Annotated in this window: 18 protein-coding genes; 10 read left to right on the top strand and 8 right to left on the bottom strand. The window is 70.5% G+C overall.

The genetic code is table 11. The features are described 5' to 3' along the window. Nucleotides 1-142: 142 nt before the first annotated feature. Nucleotides 143-313 carry a hydrophobic protein gene (locus tag ACFWJW_RS06335; RefSeq protein WP_085926100.1) on the bottom strand — a complete coding sequence of 57 codons (171 nt, stop codon included), beginning with the start codon at nt 311-313 and terminating at the stop codon, nt 143-145. A 308-nt stretch (nt 314-621) separates the two neighbouring features. Between ACFWJW_RS06335 and ACFWJW_RS06330 the strand changes: the two genes are divergently transcribed. Then, nucleotides 622-1,482 (top strand): RNA polymerase sigma factor SigF, encoded by an 861-nt coding sequence (locus ACFWJW_RS06330; RefSeq protein WP_387235700.1) that lies wholly within the window; start codon nt 622-624, stop codon nt 1,480-1,482. On the opposite strand, the gene ACFWJW_RS06325 is transcribed toward ACFWJW_RS06330, so the two are convergent. The 5 genes from ACFWJW_RS06325 to ACFWJW_RS06305 all read right to left on the bottom strand — a co-directional run bounded on the left by ACFWJW_RS06325 (nt 1,469) and on the right by ACFWJW_RS06305 (nt 6,095). After that, a complete protein-coding gene (locus ACFWJW_RS06325) occupies nt 1,469-2,146 on the bottom strand; it encodes a hypothetical protein (protein ID WP_387235840.1) in 678 nt (225 codons plus the stop codon). The two genes, ACFWJW_RS06330 and ACFWJW_RS06325, sit on opposite strands and share 14 nt — an antisense overlap. A gap of 28 nt (nt 2,147-2,174) precedes the next feature. After that, nucleotides 2,175-3,125, bottom strand: a complete 951-nt coding sequence (locus ACFWJW_RS06320) for a DMT family transporter (protein ID WP_387235698.1) — start codon at nt 3,123-3,125, stop codon at nt 2,175-2,177. A 198-nt stretch (nt 3,126-3,323) separates the two neighbouring features. Further along, on the bottom strand, nt 3,324-3,914 hold the full coding sequence (locus ACFWJW_RS06315; protein WP_387235695.1) for a helix-turn-helix domain-containing protein: 591 nt from the start codon (nt 3,912-3,914) through the stop codon (nt 3,324-3,326). 589 nt (nt 3,915-4,503) lie between these two features. Beyond that, complete coding sequence (locus ACFWJW_RS06310; RefSeq protein WP_387235692.1) at nt 4,504-5,037, bottom strand: hypothetical protein; 534 nt, start codon at nt 5,035-5,037, stop codon at nt 4,504-4,506. Between the two features lie 83 nt (nt 5,038-5,120). Continuing rightward, the gene (locus tag ACFWJW_RS06305) at nt 5,121-6,095 is read right to left on the bottom strand and encodes a hypothetical protein (protein WP_387235689.1); all 975 of its coding nucleotides are present in this window, start codon (nt 6,093-6,095) and stop codon (nt 5,121-5,123) included. Nucleotides 6,096-6,593: 498 nt separating this feature from the next. Here ACFWJW_RS06305 and ACFWJW_RS06300 point away from each other — a divergent pair, with 498 nt between their 5' ends. Together ACFWJW_RS06300 and ACFWJW_RS06295 are read left to right on the top strand one after the other, a co-directional pair. Next, entirely contained in the window at nt 6,594-7,670 is a 1,077-nt protein-coding gene (locus ACFWJW_RS06300) for an ATP-binding cassette domain-containing protein (protein WP_387235686.1), read from the top strand. Further along, nucleotides 7,630-8,487, top strand: coding sequence for an ABC transporter permease (locus tag ACFWJW_RS06295; RefSeq protein ID WP_387235683.1), 858 nt, complete (start codon nt 7,630-7,632; stop codon nt 8,485-8,487). Before ACFWJW_RS06300 ends, ACFWJW_RS06295 begins: the two co-directional genes overlap by 41 nt. Nucleotides 8,488-8,512: 25 nt before the next feature. Here the strand turns inward: ACFWJW_RS06295 and ACFWJW_RS06290 are convergent, their stop codons facing one another. Both ACFWJW_RS06290 and ACFWJW_RS06285 read right to left on the bottom strand, forming a co-directional pair. Beyond that, complete coding sequence (locus tag ACFWJW_RS06290) at nt 8,513-9,103, bottom strand: glycosyltransferase (protein WP_387235680.1); 591 nt, start codon at nt 9,101-9,103, stop codon at nt 8,513-8,515. A gap of 9 nt (nt 9,104-9,112) precedes the next feature. Continuing rightward, entirely contained in the window at nt 9,113-9,766 is a 654-nt protein-coding gene (locus ACFWJW_RS06285; RefSeq protein WP_387235678.1) for a glycosyltransferase, read from the bottom strand. A 235-nt stretch (nt 9,767-10,001) separates the two neighbouring features. On the opposite strand from ACFWJW_RS06285, the gene ACFWJW_RS06280 reads away from it, so the two are divergent. The 7 genes from ACFWJW_RS06280 (at nt 10,002) to ACFWJW_RS06250 (ending at nt 17,742) form a co-directional block, all read left to right on the top strand. Next, nucleotides 10,002-11,339 carry a cytochrome P450 gene (locus ACFWJW_RS06280; protein ID WP_387235676.1) on the top strand — a complete coding sequence of 446 codons (1,338 nt, stop codon included), beginning with the start codon at nt 10,002-10,004 and terminating at the stop codon, nt 11,337-11,339. Nucleotides 11,340-11,360: 21 nt separating this feature from the next. Further along, a complete protein-coding gene (locus ACFWJW_RS06275; RefSeq protein ID WP_387235674.1) occupies nt 11,361-12,764 on the top strand; it encodes a cytochrome P450 in 1,404 nt (467 codons plus the stop codon). 59 nt (nt 12,765-12,823) lie between these two features. Beyond that, nucleotides 12,824-13,837: a terpene cyclase gene (locus tag ACFWJW_RS06270; RefSeq protein WP_387235671.1), complete on the top strand. Its 1,014-nt coding sequence runs from the start codon at nt 12,824-12,826 to the stop codon at nt 13,835-13,837. Then, nucleotides 13,834-14,913: a polyprenyl synthetase family protein gene (locus ACFWJW_RS06265; protein WP_387235668.1), complete on the top strand. Its 1,080-nt coding sequence runs from the start codon at nt 13,834-13,836 to the stop codon at nt 14,911-14,913. The genes ACFWJW_RS06270 and ACFWJW_RS06265 overlap by 4 nt, the downstream gene beginning before the upstream one ends. Nucleotides 14,914-15,196: 283 nt before the next feature. Further along, nucleotides 15,197-15,547 (top strand): epoxide hydrolase N-terminal domain-containing protein, encoded by a 351-nt coding sequence (locus tag ACFWJW_RS06260; RefSeq protein WP_387235665.1) that lies wholly within the window; start codon nt 15,197-15,199, stop codon nt 15,545-15,547. After that, nucleotides 15,504-16,118 carry a hypothetical protein gene (locus ACFWJW_RS06255; RefSeq protein WP_387235662.1) on the top strand — a complete coding sequence of 205 codons (615 nt, stop codon included), beginning with the start codon at nt 15,504-15,506 and terminating at the stop codon, nt 16,116-16,118. Before ACFWJW_RS06260 ends, ACFWJW_RS06255 begins: the two co-directional genes overlap by 44 nt. Before the next feature lie 205 nt (nt 16,119-16,323). After that, nucleotides 16,324-17,742 (top strand): NAD(P)-binding protein, encoded by a 1,419-nt coding sequence (locus tag ACFWJW_RS06250; protein ID WP_387235659.1) that lies wholly within the window; start codon nt 16,324-16,326, stop codon nt 17,740-17,742. Nucleotides 17,743-17,906: the final 164 nt, after the last annotated feature.

The raw sequence follows: 17,906 nt of genomic DNA, 5'->3' as shown, positions 1-17,906 counted from the left end.
GCGGCCCCCCCCCCCCCGCGGGCTCGTTCCGCGGGGTCGCCGGGGGTGGGGGTTTTGGGGGGGGGGGCGCCCTAAATCTTGGGGGGGCGGCCGACACTGGGGGGTGCGCCCCCCCCCACCCCGGATATCCGGGCCGCGGCGGCTACCAGCGGTACCACCGGCCGCGCTTGCCGCCGGCGCCCGCGGAACGCAGGACGAATCCCAGCGCCCAGATGATGAGTACGGCCACCGCCACGTACCAGAGCGCCTTCAAAGCGAATCCGGCACCGAAAAGCAGCAGTCCGAGCAGAAGGACGAGAAGCAGGGGAACCATAGCTATCAACCTCCGAGACATCGTGTGCCCGTGCATTCGAGTCACACACAACGTTTCTTCGGATAAAAACCGGGCAACCGCTGTCTCCCTGATGCGTATTACCCCCGGAAATCCGTGACCGTGCGAGGGCTTTGGGGCATACGAGGTCCCTGTCATGGAGAGTGATCTCGCAGGTTTTCCACCTGACTCACAACTGTCGCCGAGCGGAGCGCTGTTGCCTCGCGTCCGCTGGGCAGGCATGTCCTGGCGGGATCGGGGTAGGCGCGCCGCTGAAGCGTCCGCAGGTGCCGGGCGCGCGGGAGGGCGAGATGACCACCATCGTGAGCGAGACCACCACCGAGCAGCGACAGACGACCCCTGCTTCTGCACTGCCTGAGGTGCCGCAACCACAGAAGGTGGCACCTCGGGACGCCAGGGAGCTGTCCAAGCAGTTCTTCGAACGGCTTCAGGTCCTTGAAGAGGGCACGCACGAGTACCAGTACGCGCGGAACACCCTCATCGAGATGAACATGTCGATGGTGCGCTATGTCGCCCGCCGCTACCGCAATCGCGGCGACGACATGGAAGACGTCATCCAGGTGGGCACCATCGGCCTGATCAAGGCCATCGACCGGTTCGACCTCACGCGTGAGGTGGAGTTCTCCACCTTTGCCGTCCCCTACATCCTGGGCGAGATCAAGCGGTTCTTCCGTGACACCGGCTGGGCCGTCCATGTGCCCCGCCGCCTCCAGGAGCTCCGCAGCGACCTAGCCAAGGCGAAGGAGCACCTCGCCGCCAAGCTCGACCGCGACCCCACCGTCCGCGAACTGGCCGCCCATCTCGAACTGTCGGAGGACGAGGTCATCGAGGGCATCGTCGCCGCCAACGGCTACACCGCCGGTTCGCTCGACACCCCCGCCGACCCCGACCCGTCGGAGCAGCGCCGCACCCTCGTCGACGTCCTCGGGGAGAACGACCCGGCGCTGGAGGCCGTCGAGGACTTCCATGTGCTGGGGCCGCTGCTCGACACCCTCGACGCACGGGAACGGCGCCTCATCGAGCTGCGCTTCGGCCAGGAGATGACCCAGTCGCAGATCGGCGACGAGCTCGGCGTCTCCCAGATGCATGTCTCCCGGCTGCTCACCCGCACCCTGTCGAAGCTGCGCGCCGGGATGCTCACCGAAAGGTGAGACCGCCGGTTCGGTGAGCGGAACGCGGACCCGTTGATCCGGCCGGGCAGCCGCCGTGACATGCGAGGTGTGCGGCGGCCGGGTCCGGACACCCGCTACGGCGAACGCCGTAGCGGGCGGACGGGAGCGGAAGGGCGGGCGCCGCGCGGTCAGCACGGCGTCCGCCGCCGCGGGTGCCGGACCAGCCGGCCGAGCAGTGCCGCGACGGCTGCCAGTGCGGCAGCCGTTCCAGGAGCCGGGTGCCCGCCATCCGGGAGTTCGTCATCAGCAGCGCGAACACCGCGTAGCCGGCCGCCGCCGCACCCGGCCCGGTGTGCAGGTCCGCGGAGAGATGCAGCGCGCCCCAGTCGGCCAGCGCGCCTTCGCCGTACGCCGTGCACAGGGTGATCAGCCCGTAGGCCGTGATGAGCAGCCGGGTACGGCCCGCCTTCGCCCGGCCGCGCGTCGGCGGCGTGCCCGTCCCGTCGTGGTGCGGGACCGGCGCGGCATCCAGGGCCGGCCCGAGTGCGCCGGCCGAGGCGTGGATCTGCTCCTTGATGGCGGGGATGCGCACCACCCACCCCGCGAACACGAAGCCGTCGAGGGCGAAGAACAGGCTGATCGCCCGGCGCAGCGGGGCCAGGTGCGGGGGAGCGGCGACCGGGGCGCGCCGGCCGGTGTCCATGGGGTGGTCCACGAGAGCCTCCGGCCGTTCAGCGGCGGACACGGTGCGCCAGGAGGGTGCCGGTCATGGCGAGCGCGAGCCCGCCGAGGGTGAGCGGGCCCGGCCGCTGTCCGAGCAGCAGCGCACCGAGCCCGGCCGTGCTCATCGGGACCAGCTGGAAGAGGCTGCTGACCTGGCTCGTTCCGTGGCGGCGAAGGAGGCGGTAGAGCAGACCGACGCCGACGACGGAGTTGACCAGCGCGCTCCACAGGAGCACGGGCCAGTACGCGGCGGTGAAGTGCACGTCCCAGCCCTCGACGAGGAGCGCGGGCACCAGTACCACCAGCGCGGCGGCCAGCAGTTGTACGGCGTTGCCGCTCACCGGCTCCATCTCTCCGCAGAACCGCTTCTGGTAGACCGTGCCGAGGGAGATGCCCAGCAGGCCCAGCACGAGGAAGCCCAGCCCCGGCAGGCGATCGGCGGACAGCTGGACTCCCTCGGCGACCGCCAGGGCCACCCCGCCGAGTCCGAGGACGAGGCCCAGCAACTGGCCTGCCGAGACCCGCTCGTGGAGGAACGGCACCGCCAGCAGCGAAGCGGTCAGCGGGTAGAGGGCGATGATCAGGGCCGCGAGCCCGGACGGCACTCCGAGGTTCATTCCCTGGTAGATGCTGGAGAACTGCACGGCCTGGACGAGTACTCCGGCGACGGCCAGATGCAGCAGACGGCGTCCCCGGGGCGGTCGCTGACGGCGGATCGCGGCGACGGCCAGCAGCACCAGCCCGGCGAGGGCGAAACGTAACGCCGCGAAGGTGTAGGGCGCCGCGTACCGCAGGCCGAGCAGGCCGGAGAGGAATCCCGAACTCCAGACGACCACGAGGGCCACCCGGGCGGGCAGTTCGGAGAGGCGTCCGGTGGGCCGTGCGGCACTGTCCGGCACGCCGCTCCGGGGTGCGGACCGCTCGGCACTCCTGACCGGCGGACTGGGCGGACTGGTCACTGTTGATGCTCCCTCTGCTCTGTCGTCGTGTTCGATAAACTGCACGCTAGAGCAAAATATCGTTCACGACGACGGTTTTGTGCCCGGGAGCGTGAGGTGGTGGCTGTGGCCGCCGCTGCAAACCGGCAGCCGGGCCCGGACAGCGCGAATGCCCCACGGACCGTGGTCCGCAGGGCATTTGAGGGAGTCCGACAAGCCTCAGTACAGGCTGGAGAACAGCACGGCGATCATTTGGGCCGGTTCATCGGTGTCATTGCGGAAGGTGTGCGGATGGCCGGCCGACCACTGGATGCAGTCGCCGGCGCGCAGCTCGTGGTCCCGCCCGTTGTACCGGGCCACCAGCGTGCCCCGCGTCGCCATGATGAGATCGGAGCCCTCGTGCTGTAGGTCCTCGGTGAGGCCGCTGTGCGGTGCGAAGTCCCCCGTCACCACCTGATATCCGAGCTCAGGGGAGCGCAGCACCCGGTAGACGACACCCGGTGCCCGGTTCAGGGTCTCCTGCTTCTCCCGGGGGAAGACCGAGGGGGTGGCCCGCCCACGGGAGAACCCCAGGAACGAGCCGACATCGTGGTCGAACACCTTGGCCAGGCGCCCGAGCCGCTCCAGCGCGATATCGGTCTCCGCGCGCTCCAGAGCGGCGAGGAAGGACACCGACAGCCCGCACTCCGCCGCCACTTGGCGCAGCGACATCCCCTTCTGCGTACGGAGCCGGTGCAGCACCTCACCGGGCGGCGGGAATCCGAGCTCCGGATCCCGCGCGGGAGGGGTGGAGGGGTCCGGGTCAGCCATGCCCGCATCCTAATGCCGTGGCCCGGGACGCCTGGTCACGTCCCGCGGCCCGCCCGAGGTGCCGTAGGGCGCCGGCACCGGACATGACCGAGGAGGCCGCCCGGCACGCGGGCCCTGCCGGCATCCTCCGGAGCAGGCCGACGGCTCCGTCGGCGGGTGACGGCGGCGGCCGGAGCGGCGGACCGGGCCGAGGGTCTCAACCCGCCCGTGGGGAAGCCGGTTTCGGCGCCGTCCCCCCGGGGGGCGCGGCTCTGGTACCAGACCGCGGCGATCACCAGGGCGCAGCCGCCGGTCTGGGTCGGGGTCGGGCGTTCGCCGATCGCGAGGCCCAGGGCGAACGCCAGCACCGGCTGGAGCAGGAGCAGCGCGGCGCCGGTGTGCGGCGCCAGCCGGGCAGGGCGCTGGTGATCAGAAGCCAGGCCACGACCACGTCCGTACCCTGCTGCCCGACACGCTGGCCGGCCTCACCGTCGGCCACCCCCGGCTCACCCCGACCGTGGTCGACGGGGAGGCCGTCGAGGAGGCCCGCCCGAAGGACGAGGAAGGGTGACGCCGGCCGTCCGCTGCCCGATGGCGCGGTCTACGGGGTTCAGTCCCGCTGGTGGGCGTCCCGCGCCGCGTCCACGAACTCCTCCAGGGCTCTCCAGAAGGGGTGGTAGGCGGCGTCGAAGGAGTCCCGGCCGTCGGGGTCGCCGGCCAGGTCGGCGCTGAGGGCGGCGTAGAACGGGCGGGTGGTTTTCTGGAGGGCGAGGGCCGCGGTGGCGGCCGAGTGCGGGCCCTCCAGTTCGACGACCCGGGCGCAGCGGCGAATCCTCGCGTACTCGGCGACCTCCCGGTCCCGGAGTTCGCCGAGCGTGGAGGTACGGGCGTCGGAGCGGGGGAGCCGCAGCACGGTGGAGATCTCCCAGAACAACTCGCCCATCCGGTGGGTCTGTTCGATCAGGTCCAGATAGGCGGTGCGGCGGCTCTCCCGCAGTCGCTCGGCGCGCTGTGAGCGCGCGGCGGTCTCGGCCTGGATCCTGGCGGCCCGCGCGCTGCCGCGGCTGGTGACCCAACTGGCGAGCACCGCCGTGCCGCCGGTCACCGCCGCGATCGCCAGAGTCCATACCGTGCTGTCGCCCACGTGACGCCACCCTACCGAGCCGCTCCGGCGCACCGGCCGCCGCCATGACGGGACCGCTACGACGGACCGCTATGACGGGACCGCTACGACGGGTATTCGCCCGGCGGCACCGTGCTCGTGGAGGCGTTGCCGCCGATCACCTTGTTCAGGGTGAAGGTCAGCACCGTGTACTGCGTCCCGCCGGCCACCCGCACCGTCCGGAAGTTCGCCTTGTCGTCGAACTTCTCGAAGCTGCATCCGCGGGTGAAGGAACGCTTCCCGCCGTTCCAGTCCTCGCCGGTGGTGAAGTACACCGTGTACGCACCGCTGTTGACGCTGCGAACGGTCGCCTTCGAGCCCTTGCGGACGTACACGGAGAACGCCGTGCGGCTGCCGCGGGTCAGGGTGACCACCGCGTCGGAGCCGGTGCCGTTGTTGACGGTCAGCCGGCCCAGTCCGCCCCGGCCGCCGTCGCGCACGAAGGCGCCGTTCGCCAGCCGCCGGTGCCGGGCCCGCTCCGTACGGGGCAGCCGCAGCGAGGTGTCATAGCCGAGGGCCTTGAGCGCGCGGGCGGCCTCCTTGACGCTCTGCGGGCCGTGGGCAGTGTCGAGTTCGACGCGGGGTGAGGTGGCGCAGCGGCCGCCGCTGCCGCGGGCGCTGCGCAGATCCTGCCCCAAGGCCCGTAGCGCGGTGGCGAGTTGGCTGTTGCCCGAGAGGGCGTTGCCCGGTGCGGCGACCGTCTCCAGGGCGTCGGCGGCGGTCTCGGCCCGGCCCGCGGCGCTGTCCAGCGCCTTGCTCAGCGCACCGCCCTCGCGCGCGCCGTCGACCGTGCGCAGCGCGCTGTCGAGCGGCCGGAGGGCGCCGGTCAGCGCATGGCGGTAGGCGTCGGGGTCGACGGTCGGCGACGGGCTGGGGGACGCCGCACCGGCCGCCGAGCGGCTCGTTCCGCCCGTCGGAGCCTCGCTTTTCCCGCCCGCCGAACAGGCCGTCAGCGGCAGCACCAGCGCGAGGGCCGCCGCACCGAGCACGGTGGCCCGGCCCGCTCCCGCCGCCATACGCGCAGACGTGTACCTCACCATGAGTCCCCCGATTCCCCCGGTATCCCCCGACATCCGGCAACTGCCGAAAGAACAAGGCTTCTCCCGCCACGAGTGGCTGTCAAGTGCGTTGTCCGGCACGCCAGTTGGGCGGACCTGGGGGCGGGCGCGGAGATGATCCGTAACGCACCGGGCGCGCGCCGGGACGCCTTTCCGCCGCGGGCGGCGCCGCCCGCGCCGGCCGTCCCGGCAACGGCGGTGGTCCGGACCCACGCGAAGATCGCGCCGCCGGCGGGGGCGCCGGTGCCGCCGCCTCCTCCGCCGAGCTGAGCCCTCGCGCGCCGGGCTGCTTCGCGACGGGTCCGATGGGGCTGCGGGGGTGACGCGTGGGCCTCCCGGGTGGGCCGTTCGATACCCCGCACCGCGCGCGTCCCGGTCCCCGCCGCCCCCTCGGACCTAAAATCGGAACATGCCCGCAGGGGGTTTCCGACCCGCCCGACGAGGGACGGGCCGGTGTCCCGCGGCTGATCCGGAGGGCCCATGACGACCGATGACGAGCGAGGGCGGGGACGGCTCACCGGACCTTCGGCGCCGGACGGGCCACCGCACACCCCGGCCGCGCCCGCTCCCGGCCCGCACGCGCCCCTCCCCGACGCCGTGACCTGCCACGCGCTGCGCTACGCCTTCGGCGAGACCAAGGCCGTGGACGGCGTCGACCTCTCCGTCCGCACCGGCGAGGTCTTCGGCCTGCTCGGCCCGAACGGCGCGGGCAAGACCACCGCGATCCGCTGTATCACCACCCTCCTGCCCGTCCCGGCCGGCATGGTGCGGGTCTTCGGGCATGACGCGGCGAAGGAGCGGATGGCGGTGCGCCGGCTGCTGGGGTACGTCCCGCAGCAGCTGTCCGCGGACGCCGGGCTGACCGGCCGGGAGAACGTCGCGCTGTTCGCCCGGGTCTTCGACGTCTCCCGCCGCGAGCGCGCCGCGCGCGTCACCCAGGCGCTGGCGGCGGTCGGGCTCACCGACGCGGCCGGCCGGCTCGCCAAGACGTACTCCGGCGGCATGATCCGCCGCCTCGAACTCGCCCAGGCCCTGGTCAGCGCGCCCCGGCTGCTGATGCTCGACGAGCCGACGATCGGCCTCGACCCGATCGCCCGTACCAGCGTCTGGGAACACATCAACGCCGTACGGGCCGCCACCGGCATGACCGTCCTGGTGACCACGCACTACATGGACGAGGCCGACCAATACTGCGACCGCCTCGCCCTGATGCACCAGGGCCGGATCCGCGCCCTCGGCACCCCTGAGGAGCTGCGCTCCGCCCTGCGCGCCCGCCGCCGCGCCGCCCGGACCTCGGCCGCCCGCCATCCGGCGCCCCACACACCGGCCGAGGCGCCGGACACTTCCGCCCCGGCCGGCGCCCTCCCGGCCGGTGCCCTGGACGCCTCCACCCCGGCCGACGCGCCGAACGCTTCCGCCCCGGCCGACGCCCCGGACGCCTCCGCCCCGACCCTGGAGGACGTCTTCCGGGACGTCGCCGGCAGCGGCCTCGACGAGCAGTCAGGAGACTTCCGCGATGTCCGAAGCACCCGCCGCACCGCCAACCGGGTCGGCTGACACCGGCGCCGGCCGGCTGGACCTGCTGCTGGTTCCGCCGCGCGCCCGTACCGGCTGGCGGGTGCTGACCGCCCGTGTCGTTGCGATGTGCGTGGTCGAACTGCAAAAGCTGCGCCACGACCGCACCGAGCTGTACACCCGCGCCGTCCAGCCCGCCCTGTGGCTCCTGGTGTTCGGCGAGACCTTCACCCGCCTCCAGGCCATCCCGACCGGCGGCACCCCGTACATCGACTATCTGGCGCCCGGCATCATCGCCCAGTCCGCCATGTTCATCGCGATCTTCTACGGCATCATGATCATTTGGGAGCGGGACGCCGGCATCCTCACCAAACTGCTGGTCACCCCGACCCCGCGGTCCGCGCTGATCGCCGGCAAGGCGTTCGCCGCGGGCGTGAAGGCGCTCATCCAGGCCGTGGTGGTGATCCTCATCGCCGCACTGCTCGGGGTGGCCATGACCTGGAACCCCCTCCGGCTGCTCGCCGTTGCCGTCGCCGTGGTCCTCGGCTCGGCCTTCTTCTCCTGTCTGTCCATGACGATCGCCGGGATCGTGCTCACCCGGGACCGTCTGATGGGCATCGGCCAGGCCATCACCATGCCGCTCTTCTTCGCCTCCAACGCCCTCTATCCGGTGGCGATCATGCCCGGCTGGCTCCAGACGGTGAGCATGATCAACCCCCTGAGCTACCAGGTCGACGCCCTCCGCGGCCTCCTCCTGGGCACCCACGCCCACCTGGTCCTCGACTACACCGTCCTGGTGGCCGCCGCCACCCTCGGCATCGCCGCCGCCTCGTCGCTCCTGGGGCGGCTGGCCCGGTGAGGGGCTGACTCCCCTACGGGATCCCTCACCCGGAGTTGAGCAGCCGTTCCACCGCCTCGACGGTGCGTCCGGCGCCGTCCTCCTGGGCGAGCCGTGCCGCCAGCAGACGGCTGCGCTGCGCGTACCGTGGCTGGTCGACGGCGGTACGGATCAGTTCGGCGAGGCGGCCGGTGTGCAGTCCGCCGAGCGGCAGGAAACCGGGGCCGGCGCCCAACGCCACGACGCGGCGGGCCCAGAAGGGGGCGTCCCCGAAGGCCGGCAGGCCCACCGCGGGGACTCCGGCACGCAGGCCCGCGCCGGTCGTGCCGGCGCCCATGTGGTGCACCACCGCGGCCATCCGCGGGAACAGCCAGTCGTGCGGTGCGTCGCCGATCGTGAGCACGGCGTCGTCCCTGGCGTCCAGTCCGGCCCAGCCGGTCTGGACTACGCCCCGTACCCGTGCCCGGCGCAGGGCGTCGACGACCAGCTCGCCGATCCGCTCCGCGTCGCGGGGGTCGCCCACGCTGCCCAGGCCGATGCGTACGGGGGCGGGGCCGTCGTCGAGGAAGTCCCGTAATTCCTGGGACGGTTGCCAGGCGGTCTGCTCGGCCGGCCACCAGTAGCCGACCACCTCCACCCCGGGACGCTAGTCGGCGGGGCGGGGGACCACGGTCGGGCTGAAGCCGTAGTGGATTGGCCAGCGCTCCTCGGTCGTACGGCGGAAGGTCTCCGCGGTGTTCATCGGGGGCACCCCGATCTTCTTGCAGAATTCCGGCGAGCTCGACCAGGGGGTCAGCCCGGTGGCGAACATCAGCTTCCCCAGGGAGCGGTTGGCCCAGGCGCCCAGGGAAGGCACGCCGATCGGTGGGGGGAAGTCCCCGGTGGGGTGCAGCGGCTGAAGTCCCAGTCCTATGCTGGGAATTCCGCGCGCCTTCGCCAGGTGGTAGCCGTGAAACATGGTCAGGCCGCTGCACAGCAGCAGGTCGGTGTCCTTCTCGGCGGCGGCGATCAAACCGTCACCGAGGTCTTCCAGGTGCCGGCGTATCTTCTTCAGCCATATGCCCGCACGGAGTGAGTCACCGATTCCGGCCTTCTTCAGCCGGCCCTGTTCGGCGACGCCCAGGGCGCGGGGATCGCCCGGCAGCGGGCGGAATTCGCAGCCGTTCCGGCGGACTTGTTCGGCGAATGCCTCGTAGGTGGCGAGGGCGACGGGGTGTCCGGCTGCTTTCAGCCGGGTGGCGAGACCGAGGAAAGGTGCGATATCGCCCTGGGTGCCGGTGGCAACAAGGAGGACTGTCATGGCGGCATCGTAGGGTCTGGTCCGGTGAGTCATGAGCGGTTTCCCGGCGGCGAGTTGGACGGCTGGAGAGCCGGCCGCGGTCTGCGGTTTCCGGAAGCAGATCGATAACGAAACAAAATCTTGGACGGCTAGCCTTCAGAGATGTTCGGCACCAGCTCCTGACTTCCAAGGATCTTCCGTGTCCACTGCTTCTGTCCGATTAGACTCACCCGACGGAAAGAACCCGCCACGGCCCGTGCCGCGACTGAGCCTGCGTGAGAATCTCGTGGGGCTGGCGGAAATGCGGCGCGACCAACTGGCTTTCCTGGTGCGCTCGGTGCGTACCCATGGCGATATCTTCCATATGCGCCTGGGTGGTCTGCCGACGGTGATGGTCAATCATCCCGACTATCTCCAGCATGTCCTGGTCGACAACCACCAGAACTACGACAAGGACAACTTTCTCTACCGCGCCACCCGGACCGTGCTGCGCGAGGGCCTCATCGCGAACAAGGGCGGCGAGCCATGGCGCCGGCACCGCCGGATCATGCAGCCCTCCTTCAGCCGGTCCAGCGTCGCCGACTTCACCACGAACATCAGCGATCTGACCGGCGACCTGCTGCGCCAATGGGAAGAGCCGGCCGACCGGGGCGCGGTGGTCGAGGTGACGACCGAGGTCGCCAATCTCGCGCTGCGGATCGTGCTGCGCGCACTGTTCGGTGTCGACGCCGATGACCGCGGCCGGCGCTTCGAGCGGGACTTCCTGGAAGTGAACGCCATCGCGGGGGACTTCTTCCGGTTCCCCTTCCCGCCGCTGTCCTGGTACTCGCCGTCCCGGAACCGGCTCCGGCAGCTGATCCGGGAGATGGACGGATTCATCGCGTATCTCATCGATGCGCGCCTGGCCCGGGAGAGCGAGAAGCCCGACCTGTTCACGCTGCTGCTCAACGCGATGGACGAGGAGACCGGCACCGGGCTCACCCATGGGCAATTGGCCAATGAGATCCTGGCCATGATCATCGCCGGGTACGAAACCTCCAGCAATTCCATCTCCTGGATCTTCTACCAGCTCGCCGCCCACCCGGACATTCAGCGCCGGGTGCACGACGAGGTGGACAGCGTGCTGGACGGGCGCGTCCCCACCCTCGACGATCTGCCCCGGCTGACCTACACCCGCATGGTGATCGACGAGACGCTGCGCTTGTTCACCCCGGCGTGGCAGACCATGCGGCACGCCGTCGACGACGATGTCATCGGCGGATACCGGATTCCCCGGGGAACCGATGTCTATCTGAATCTCTTCACCTTCCACCGGCACCCCGATTTCTGGCCGGACCCGACCCGGTTCGATCCCGAGCGGTTCACCCCGGAGGAAATCGCGCGGCGTCCGCGGCACGTCTATCAGCCGTTCGGAAGCGGGCCCCGCCACTGCCTCGGCAAGCATTTCGCGCTGACCGAACTGCACATCATCACGGCCATGCTCGCCCAGAGCTTCCACCTCACCCGGCCGGAGGGCCAGGCCCCCGTGGGTTTCGCGCCGCTGATCACCTTGCATCCCAAGGGCGGCATACACCTCCGGCTGCACCGTCGCTGACGCATCGCAAAGAGGTCATGAATGCCCCTGACTCCGCGTACCCGCGCCGCGCGCCGGACGCCTTCCCTCAGAGAGATTCCCACGGTCACGGCGCGGGACGGTATCGGCGGAACGCTGGCCTTCAAACGTGACCAGCTCGCCTTTCTCGGCGACGGGCTGGCGCGGCACGGCGACATCTTCCGGTTCCGCCCGCTCGGCCTCCCCATGGTCATGGTCAACCACCCGGACCACATCCGGCACATCCTGGTCGATAAAGGCGAGCAGTACGACAAGGAAGCCGCCATTTTCAAGGTGGTCCGTCCGGTCCTGCGCAACGGCCTGATCGCCAATGCCGATATGGCACTGTGGCGCCGCCAGCGCCGCATGATGGCCCCGCATTTCACCCCGCGCACGGTCAGCGCGTTCGCCCGCAACATGACGGACGAGACCGTGCAGATGCTGGAGCGCTGGCAACCCCGTACCGCCGCCGGTGACACCCTCGACATCACCGACGAAATAGGCCAGTTGGCGCTCCGTATCGTGAACCGGTCGCTCTTCAGTGCCGATGTGGGTGCCGCGGCCCAGGCTTTCGAGCGGGCCTTCGGCGAGGCGAACAGCATCCTCGGCGCCTTCTTCCGCTTCCCGTTCCCTCCGCTCAGCGTCCCGACGCCCAGCCACCGCCGGCTGCGCCGGGCGATCGACGGCATGGACGCATTCGTCTCCGGCTTCATCAAGAAACGGCTCAACGACGAGGTCGCCACGGGCGAGGAAACCGATCTGCTGACCCTTCTGCTGCACTCCGTGGACGAGGAGGACGGCAAGGGGATGGACCTGGAGCAGCTGCACCACGAGGTCCTGAACATCTGCATCGGTGCCTACGAAACGACCACCAACACCCTGTCGTGGGCGTTCTATCTGCTCGCCCGGCATCCCGAGATCGAGGCGCGGCTGCATGCCGAGGTCGATGAGGTGCTGGGCGGGCGGGTGCCGGCCTTCGAGGATCTGCCGAAGCTGGTGTACACCCGCATGGTCGTCGAAGAGACGCTGCGCATCTATTCCCCGGCATATCAGTTCATGCGCCGGGCGCGGGAAGAGGACGAGATCGCCGGCTATCGGATGCCGGCCGGCACCAATGTCCTCATCAACAGCTATTTCCTGCACCGGCACCCGGACTTCTGGGAAGACCCCGAACGTTTTGAACCCGAGCGTTTCACCCCCGAGCAGGTCGCCAAGCGCCCCAAGCACGTCTACATACCGTTCGGCAGCGGCCACCGCATCTGTATCGGCAAGCACTTCGCGCTGACCGAACTCACCCTCGTCCTCGCCACCGTGGCCCGGAACCACCGGCTGGTCCTGCCCGAAGGCGCCGCCGAGGTGCACCCGGAGGCCCTGATCACCCTGCACCCCAAAGGCGGAGTGCACCTGCGGCCGGAGCCCCGCGGATGAACCGGAAGACCACGCGCGGTGCGCGGACCGCGGTATCGGCGAAGACAGCGGAGGCACCCGTGCCGGACATTTTCCATCCCTTTCCCTACCGGATCAGCCCCCATGTCGAAGAGGCCCGTGAGCATCTGACGGACTGGACGCGACGCATCGGGCTGATAGAGCGGGAAGCCGCCCGAAAGCGCTTCGCGAAAGCCGACTTCGGCTGGTTCGCGGCCATGGTGTATCCCACCGCGGACGCGACTCGGCTGAACCTCATGGCGGACTGGTTCGCCTGGCTCTTTCTCGTCGACGACCAGTTGGACGACGGAAGCATCGGACGCAGCCCCGAACGGGCACGGGACATCGTGGACGGAATGCGGGCGGTCCTGGAGAGCCCGGATCACGGGGCGGCGGCCGCGGCCGACCGGGACGGCCCGGTGGCGGTCTCCGCACTCGCCGACCTGTGGCTGCGCACGGCACCGCACGCCACCGCGAATTGGCGCCGCCGGTTCGTCCAGCACCTGGACGACTGCCTCACCGTGGCCGCCACCTGGGAGGCCGGGAACCGGGTCACGGGAACGGTGCCGGACGAGGAGACCTATATCGAAATGCGCCGGCACACCGGCGCGATCTATGTCTGCATGGATCTCATCGACATCGTCGAGCGGATCGATATCCCCGATTCCGTCTATACCGGTGAGCCGTTCCGGGCCGCGCTGGACGCCGCGTGCAATGTCGTGTGCTGGACCAACGACGTGTACTCGCTCGAAAAGGAGCGCGCACTGGGCGAGGTCCACAATCTGGTCCATATCGTCGAGCACCACCGAGGACTCGACACACCCCGGGCCCTGGACCACGTCTGCGCCGCCACCTCGACCGAGACCATGCTGTTTCTCGAAAAGGAACGGGAACTCCTGGCGGCCTGCCCCGAGCACCACGCGGTGCTCGTCCCCTGCCTGGCGGGCATGCGGACCTGGATGCGCGGAAATCTCGACTGGTCCAGGAGCACCAAGCGCTATCGCCCCGTGGAGGGCGACGAGGAAATGCGGCCGGAAGAGTACCTGGAGGCGAGTCTCATGAAGGTGGACCAGTGACCACGGCAGGGGGAAGACCGGCACTCGCGCGGCCCGGCGCCACCACCCCCGGGAATTCCGCCGCCCCCGATGCCTGGCACCTCCTCAAAACGGCCCGGGAACTGACCGAACCGGAACTCCGCAAGGCCGTGGACCGTCTCGCCGAACCGGTCCGCTCGGTGGCCGGCTACCACTTCGGCTGGTCGGACGAGTGCGGCCGGCCGGCGAACGGGGAGGGCGGAAAGGGCGTACGCGCGGCCCTGGTGCTCGCCGCGGCCCAGGCCCTCGGGGCGGCGGCCGAGGAGGCGGTGGCCCCGGCCGCGGCGGTGGAACTCGTTCACAACTTCTCGGTGGTGCACGACGACCTCATGGACGGCGATCTGCTGCGCCGGGGCCGTAGTACCGCGTGGTCGCTGTTCGGCACCACACAGGCGATCCTGGCGGGTGACGCCCTCCTGGCCGTCGCGGTCGACACCCTCGCCCACCGGTTCCCCCAGGGGTGCCCCGAGGCCGTACGGGAACTGTCCGGGGCCCTGCTGGCCCTGGTCGCCGGCCAGGGCGCCGATCTCGTCTTCGAGACCCGGGCGGACGTCGGCCTGCACGAATGCCTGGAGATGGCGGCCGGCAAGACGGCGTCCCTGCTCGCCGCGGCCTGCGCGCTCGGCGCGCTCGCGGCCCGTGCCGAGGCCGAACGGGTCGACGCCCTGCGGCAGTTCGGACGCCACCTCGGCCTGGCCTTCCAGCTCGTCGACGACCTGCTGGGCATCTGGGGCGACACCGCCGTCACCGGCAAGCCGGTCGGCTCGGACCTCCGCTCGCGGAAGAAGAGCCTGCCCGTCGTCGCGGCCCTGGCCGGCGGCACCCCGGCCGGCGACCGGCTCGCCGCGCTCTACCACCGTACGGAGCCCCTGGACGACGACGAGATCCGTACGGCCGCCCGGCTGATCGACGAGGCCGGCGGCAGACGCTGGGCCCAGGAGGAGGCCGAGCGACAGCGGACCGCGGCGGTCGCCCGGCTGGCCACCGCCGGCCTCACCCCGGACGGCACCCGCGCCCTCACCGCGCTCGCCGACCTGATCACCCGCCGGGACGTCTGATCACCGGCGAGGACGTCTGATCACCCGCGGGGGCCACTGAGTAGCGGCCGGGGCCACGGGGGCACCGGCCGAGGCGGCGTCTGCGCCCGTGGTACGCGCGACAGCCCTCGTACTGCGTTCGTAGCAGGTCAAGAGTCTGCGGGCGCACGATGCCCGCGCCGGGGCGAGACGGCAGGCTGGACCGTGCCGCAAGCGAAGACGGAATGAGCGATTGCGGCCCGGGAAATGCTGGAACGCAGACGACACATCGCCGCCCTGTTCGCGATGTGGGGGAAGGCTCATTGTGGTTGATTCCGACGCCGTTGTGCCCTTCGAGCTCGCCGTGCCCGACGAAGCGCTGGAGGATCTGCACGACCGCCTGCGTTGTGTCCGGCTGCCCGAGGCCGGGACGGCCGAGGGCTGGGCCCAGGGAATTCCGCGTTCGTACGTGCAGGAGTTGTGCCGCTATTGGCACGAAGAGTACGACTGGCGTCGGCTGGAGGCCGAACTCAATGGTCGCGGTCAGTGGCGCACGGAGATCGACGGGCTGGGAATCCATTTCCTCCATGCCCGCTCCCGGCGTGCGGATGCGCGGCCTTTGCTGATCACGCATGGCTGCGTTCATCACGACGGCGCTGGGCGTCCGTCATCCTGACCGGGTCGAGGCGCGGCACACGACGATGCCGCCCGTCCAGCCGCCCCCGGGGTTCACCGGGGACGAGCTCGGCGAAACCGAGCGCGCGGACCTGGCCGCGACCAAGAAGGCGCTGGAGGCCGAGCGCGGATATCTGACGCTCCAGGCGACGCGTCCCCGGACGCTCGGTTACGGTCTGGCGGATTCCCCGGCGGGCCAACTCGCCTGGATCGTGGAGAAGTTCCACGGCTGGACCGACTGTGACGGACATCCGGAGAACGCGGTGTCCCGTCAGCGGCTGCTGGACAATGTCGCGGTCTATTGGTTCGCGGCGTGCGGAGCATCATCGGCGCGGTTGTACTGGGAGAGCATTCCGCCCCGGGACCGGACGAGTCCGGTGACGGTCCCCTCGGCGGTTTCGGTCTTCCCGAAAGAGCCGTTCCGCGCGCCCCGCGCCTGGGTCGAGGCGCGCTTCTCGAACCTGCGGTACTGGGATGTCCTGGACCAGGGCGGGCACTTCCCCGCCCTGGAAGTGCCGCAGCTCTTCGTCGCCGAACTGCGGGCAGCTTTCGGACCGCGAATCCTGACGTGACGGGGCGGCCGCTGTGATCCCGTATCGAACGGGCATACAGCGGAGCGGAATCCAGCAGAGCCGGCACCCTTTCGAAGCCTTTTCGCACCGCCCCCTTTTGCACAGCACCCTTTCGCACTCCGCCGCACCGGTGATGGGCGTTGAAGGCCATTGACGCGCGCCGGCGTATGTGCAATTTCCACACCCACACGAGAGAAGGAATACGGTGGCAGAGCCGGAAACACTAGAGGTCGACTACCTGATCGTCGGCGCCGGTGCCATGGGCATGGCCTTCGCCGACACCCTGGTTGCCGAGACGGACGCGACGGTGGCCGTCGTCGACCGCTACGGCCGCCCCGGCGGTCACTGGACCGTGGCCTACCCGTACGTGCGCCTGCACCAGCCGTCCGCGTACTACGGCGTCAACTCCCGCGAACTGGGCAGCGGCGAAGTCGACCGGCACGGCTGGAACGCGGGCCTTCACGAGCTGGCCTCGGCCGATGAAATCCTCACCTATTTCGACCAGGTGATGCACAAAACCCTGCTGCCGACCGGTCGCGTCTCATACTTCCCCATGTCCGTCCACGACGGCCCGGACCCGGCGCGACCGGATGTCCAGCGGTGCCACTCCGTCGTCAGCGGTGACGAGTTCGGCATACGGGTGCGCCGGCGGACCGTGGACGCCACCTATATGAACGTCACGGTTCCGGCGATGTGCCCGCCGAGGTACGAGGTGGATCCCGGGATCCGGCTGATCACCCCCAACGAGCTGCCGTCCCTGGACGCCCCGTCGTCGCACTACACCGTGGTGGGCGCGGGAAAGACAGGCATCGACGCATGCCTCTGGCTGCTGCGGCACGGCGTCGATCCGGCGGACCTCACCTGGATCATGCCGCGCGACGCCTGGCTGCTCGACCGTGCGCAGATCCAGCCCGGCCCGGAGTTCGCCGCGATCCGGGCCGAATCGTTCAGCGCCCGGGTGCGGGCGGTGCTCGAATCCGACACGATCGATGAACTCTTTGAACGGCTGGAGGCCAATGGCTCCCTGATGAGGCTGTCGTCGGACGTCACACCGACGGCCTTCCGCTGCGCGACCGTCACCCGGTCCGAACTGGAGCAGCTCCGGCGGATCCCCGATGTCGTCCGCCACGGCAGGGTCCGGCGCATCGACGCCGACAAGGTGGAACTCGACGGGGCGACCGTCCCCGCCCGCCCCGGCACCCTCTACATCGACTGCACCGCGGACGGCCTCGAACCGCGGCCGACGGTCCCGGTGTTCAGCGGCTCCCGCATCACGTTGCAGGCACTCGTTCCGTGTCAGCAGGTGTTCAGCGCCGCACTCGTCGCCCACGTAGAGGCCGCGTACGAGGACGACGCCGAGAAGAACCGGATGTGCGCCGCCGCGCCGCACCCCAGCACCGCCCTGGACTGGCTCCGTGCCGCCACGCACGTCGATGACCTGTTGCTGCGGTGGTCCGCCGACCGCGGGCTCCGCGAGTGGACCGACGCAACGCGTCTCACGACCCGCTCGACCGGCGAGCTCTCCGAGGAACAGCGGACCGTCCTGTGGGAGCGCCTGCGCGCCGAGAAGACCCAGCTGGAGGAGCTGCTGGCGCACGAGGAGACGAGGGTGGCCGCCACCTGACGACCGGCACCGGGCGGCCTGCCTGCGCACGGTCTTGACGATCCGAAGCAGGCGGGTGCGTCCCGTACGGTCCCGACCTCGGCCGGGCGTGGCCTCCGGTCGGGGCCGGGTCCCCGCCCGGCTCGTCCATCCAGCCCGTGGCCGGCGCCGGGGGATGGGCGTCA

Source organism: Streptomyces sp. NPDC127097 (assembly GCF_042724075.1).
In the GTDB taxonomy this organism is placed as follows: Bacteria; Actinomycetota; Actinomycetes; order Streptomycetales; family Streptomycetaceae; genus Streptomyces.
This window is presented reverse-complemented; position numbering and strand designations above follow the sequence as displayed.

What these genes read in the sequence shown, in the direction of transcription:
- ACFWJW_RS06285 (WP_387235678.1), bottom strand. Translation starts at nt 9,766, where the DNA reads ATGACAGTCCTCCTTGTTGCCACCGGCACCCAGGGCGATATCGCACCT.
- ACFWJW_RS06275 (WP_387235674.1), top strand. Translation starts at nt 11,361, where the DNA reads ATGCCCCTGACTCCGCGTACCCGCGCCGCGCGCCGGACGCCTTCCCTC.
- ACFWJW_RS06335 (WP_085926100.1), bottom strand. Translation starts at nt 313, where the DNA reads ATGGTTCCCCTGCTTCTCGTCCTTCTGCTCGGACTGCTGCTTTTCGGT.
- ACFWJW_RS06315 (WP_387235695.1), bottom strand. Translation starts at nt 3,914, where the DNA reads ATGGCTGACCCGGACCCCTCCACCCCTCCCGCGCGGGATCCGGAGCTC.
- ACFWJW_RS06295 (WP_387235683.1), top strand. Translation starts at nt 7,630, where the DNA reads ATGTCCGAAGCACCCGCCGCACCGCCAACCGGGTCGGCTGACACCGGC.
- ACFWJW_RS06255 (WP_387235662.1), top strand. Translation starts at nt 15,504, where the DNA reads ATGGCTGCGTTCATCACGACGGCGCTGGGCGTCCGTCATCCTGACCGG.
- ACFWJW_RS06325 (WP_387235840.1), bottom strand. Translation starts at nt 2,146, where the DNA reads ATGGACACCGGCCGGCGCGCCCCGGTCGCCGCTCCCCCGCACCTGGCC.
- ACFWJW_RS06300 (WP_387235686.1), top strand. Translation starts at nt 6,594, where the DNA reads ATGACGACCGATGACGAGCGAGGGCGGGGACGGCTCACCGGACCTTCG.
- ACFWJW_RS06305 (WP_387235689.1), bottom strand. Translation starts at nt 6,095, where the DNA reads ATGGTGAGGTACACGTCTGCGCGTATGGCGGCGGGAGCGGGCCGGGCC.
- ACFWJW_RS06330 (WP_387235700.1), top strand. Translation starts at nt 622, where the DNA reads ATGACCACCATCGTGAGCGAGACCACCACCGAGCAGCGACAGACGACC.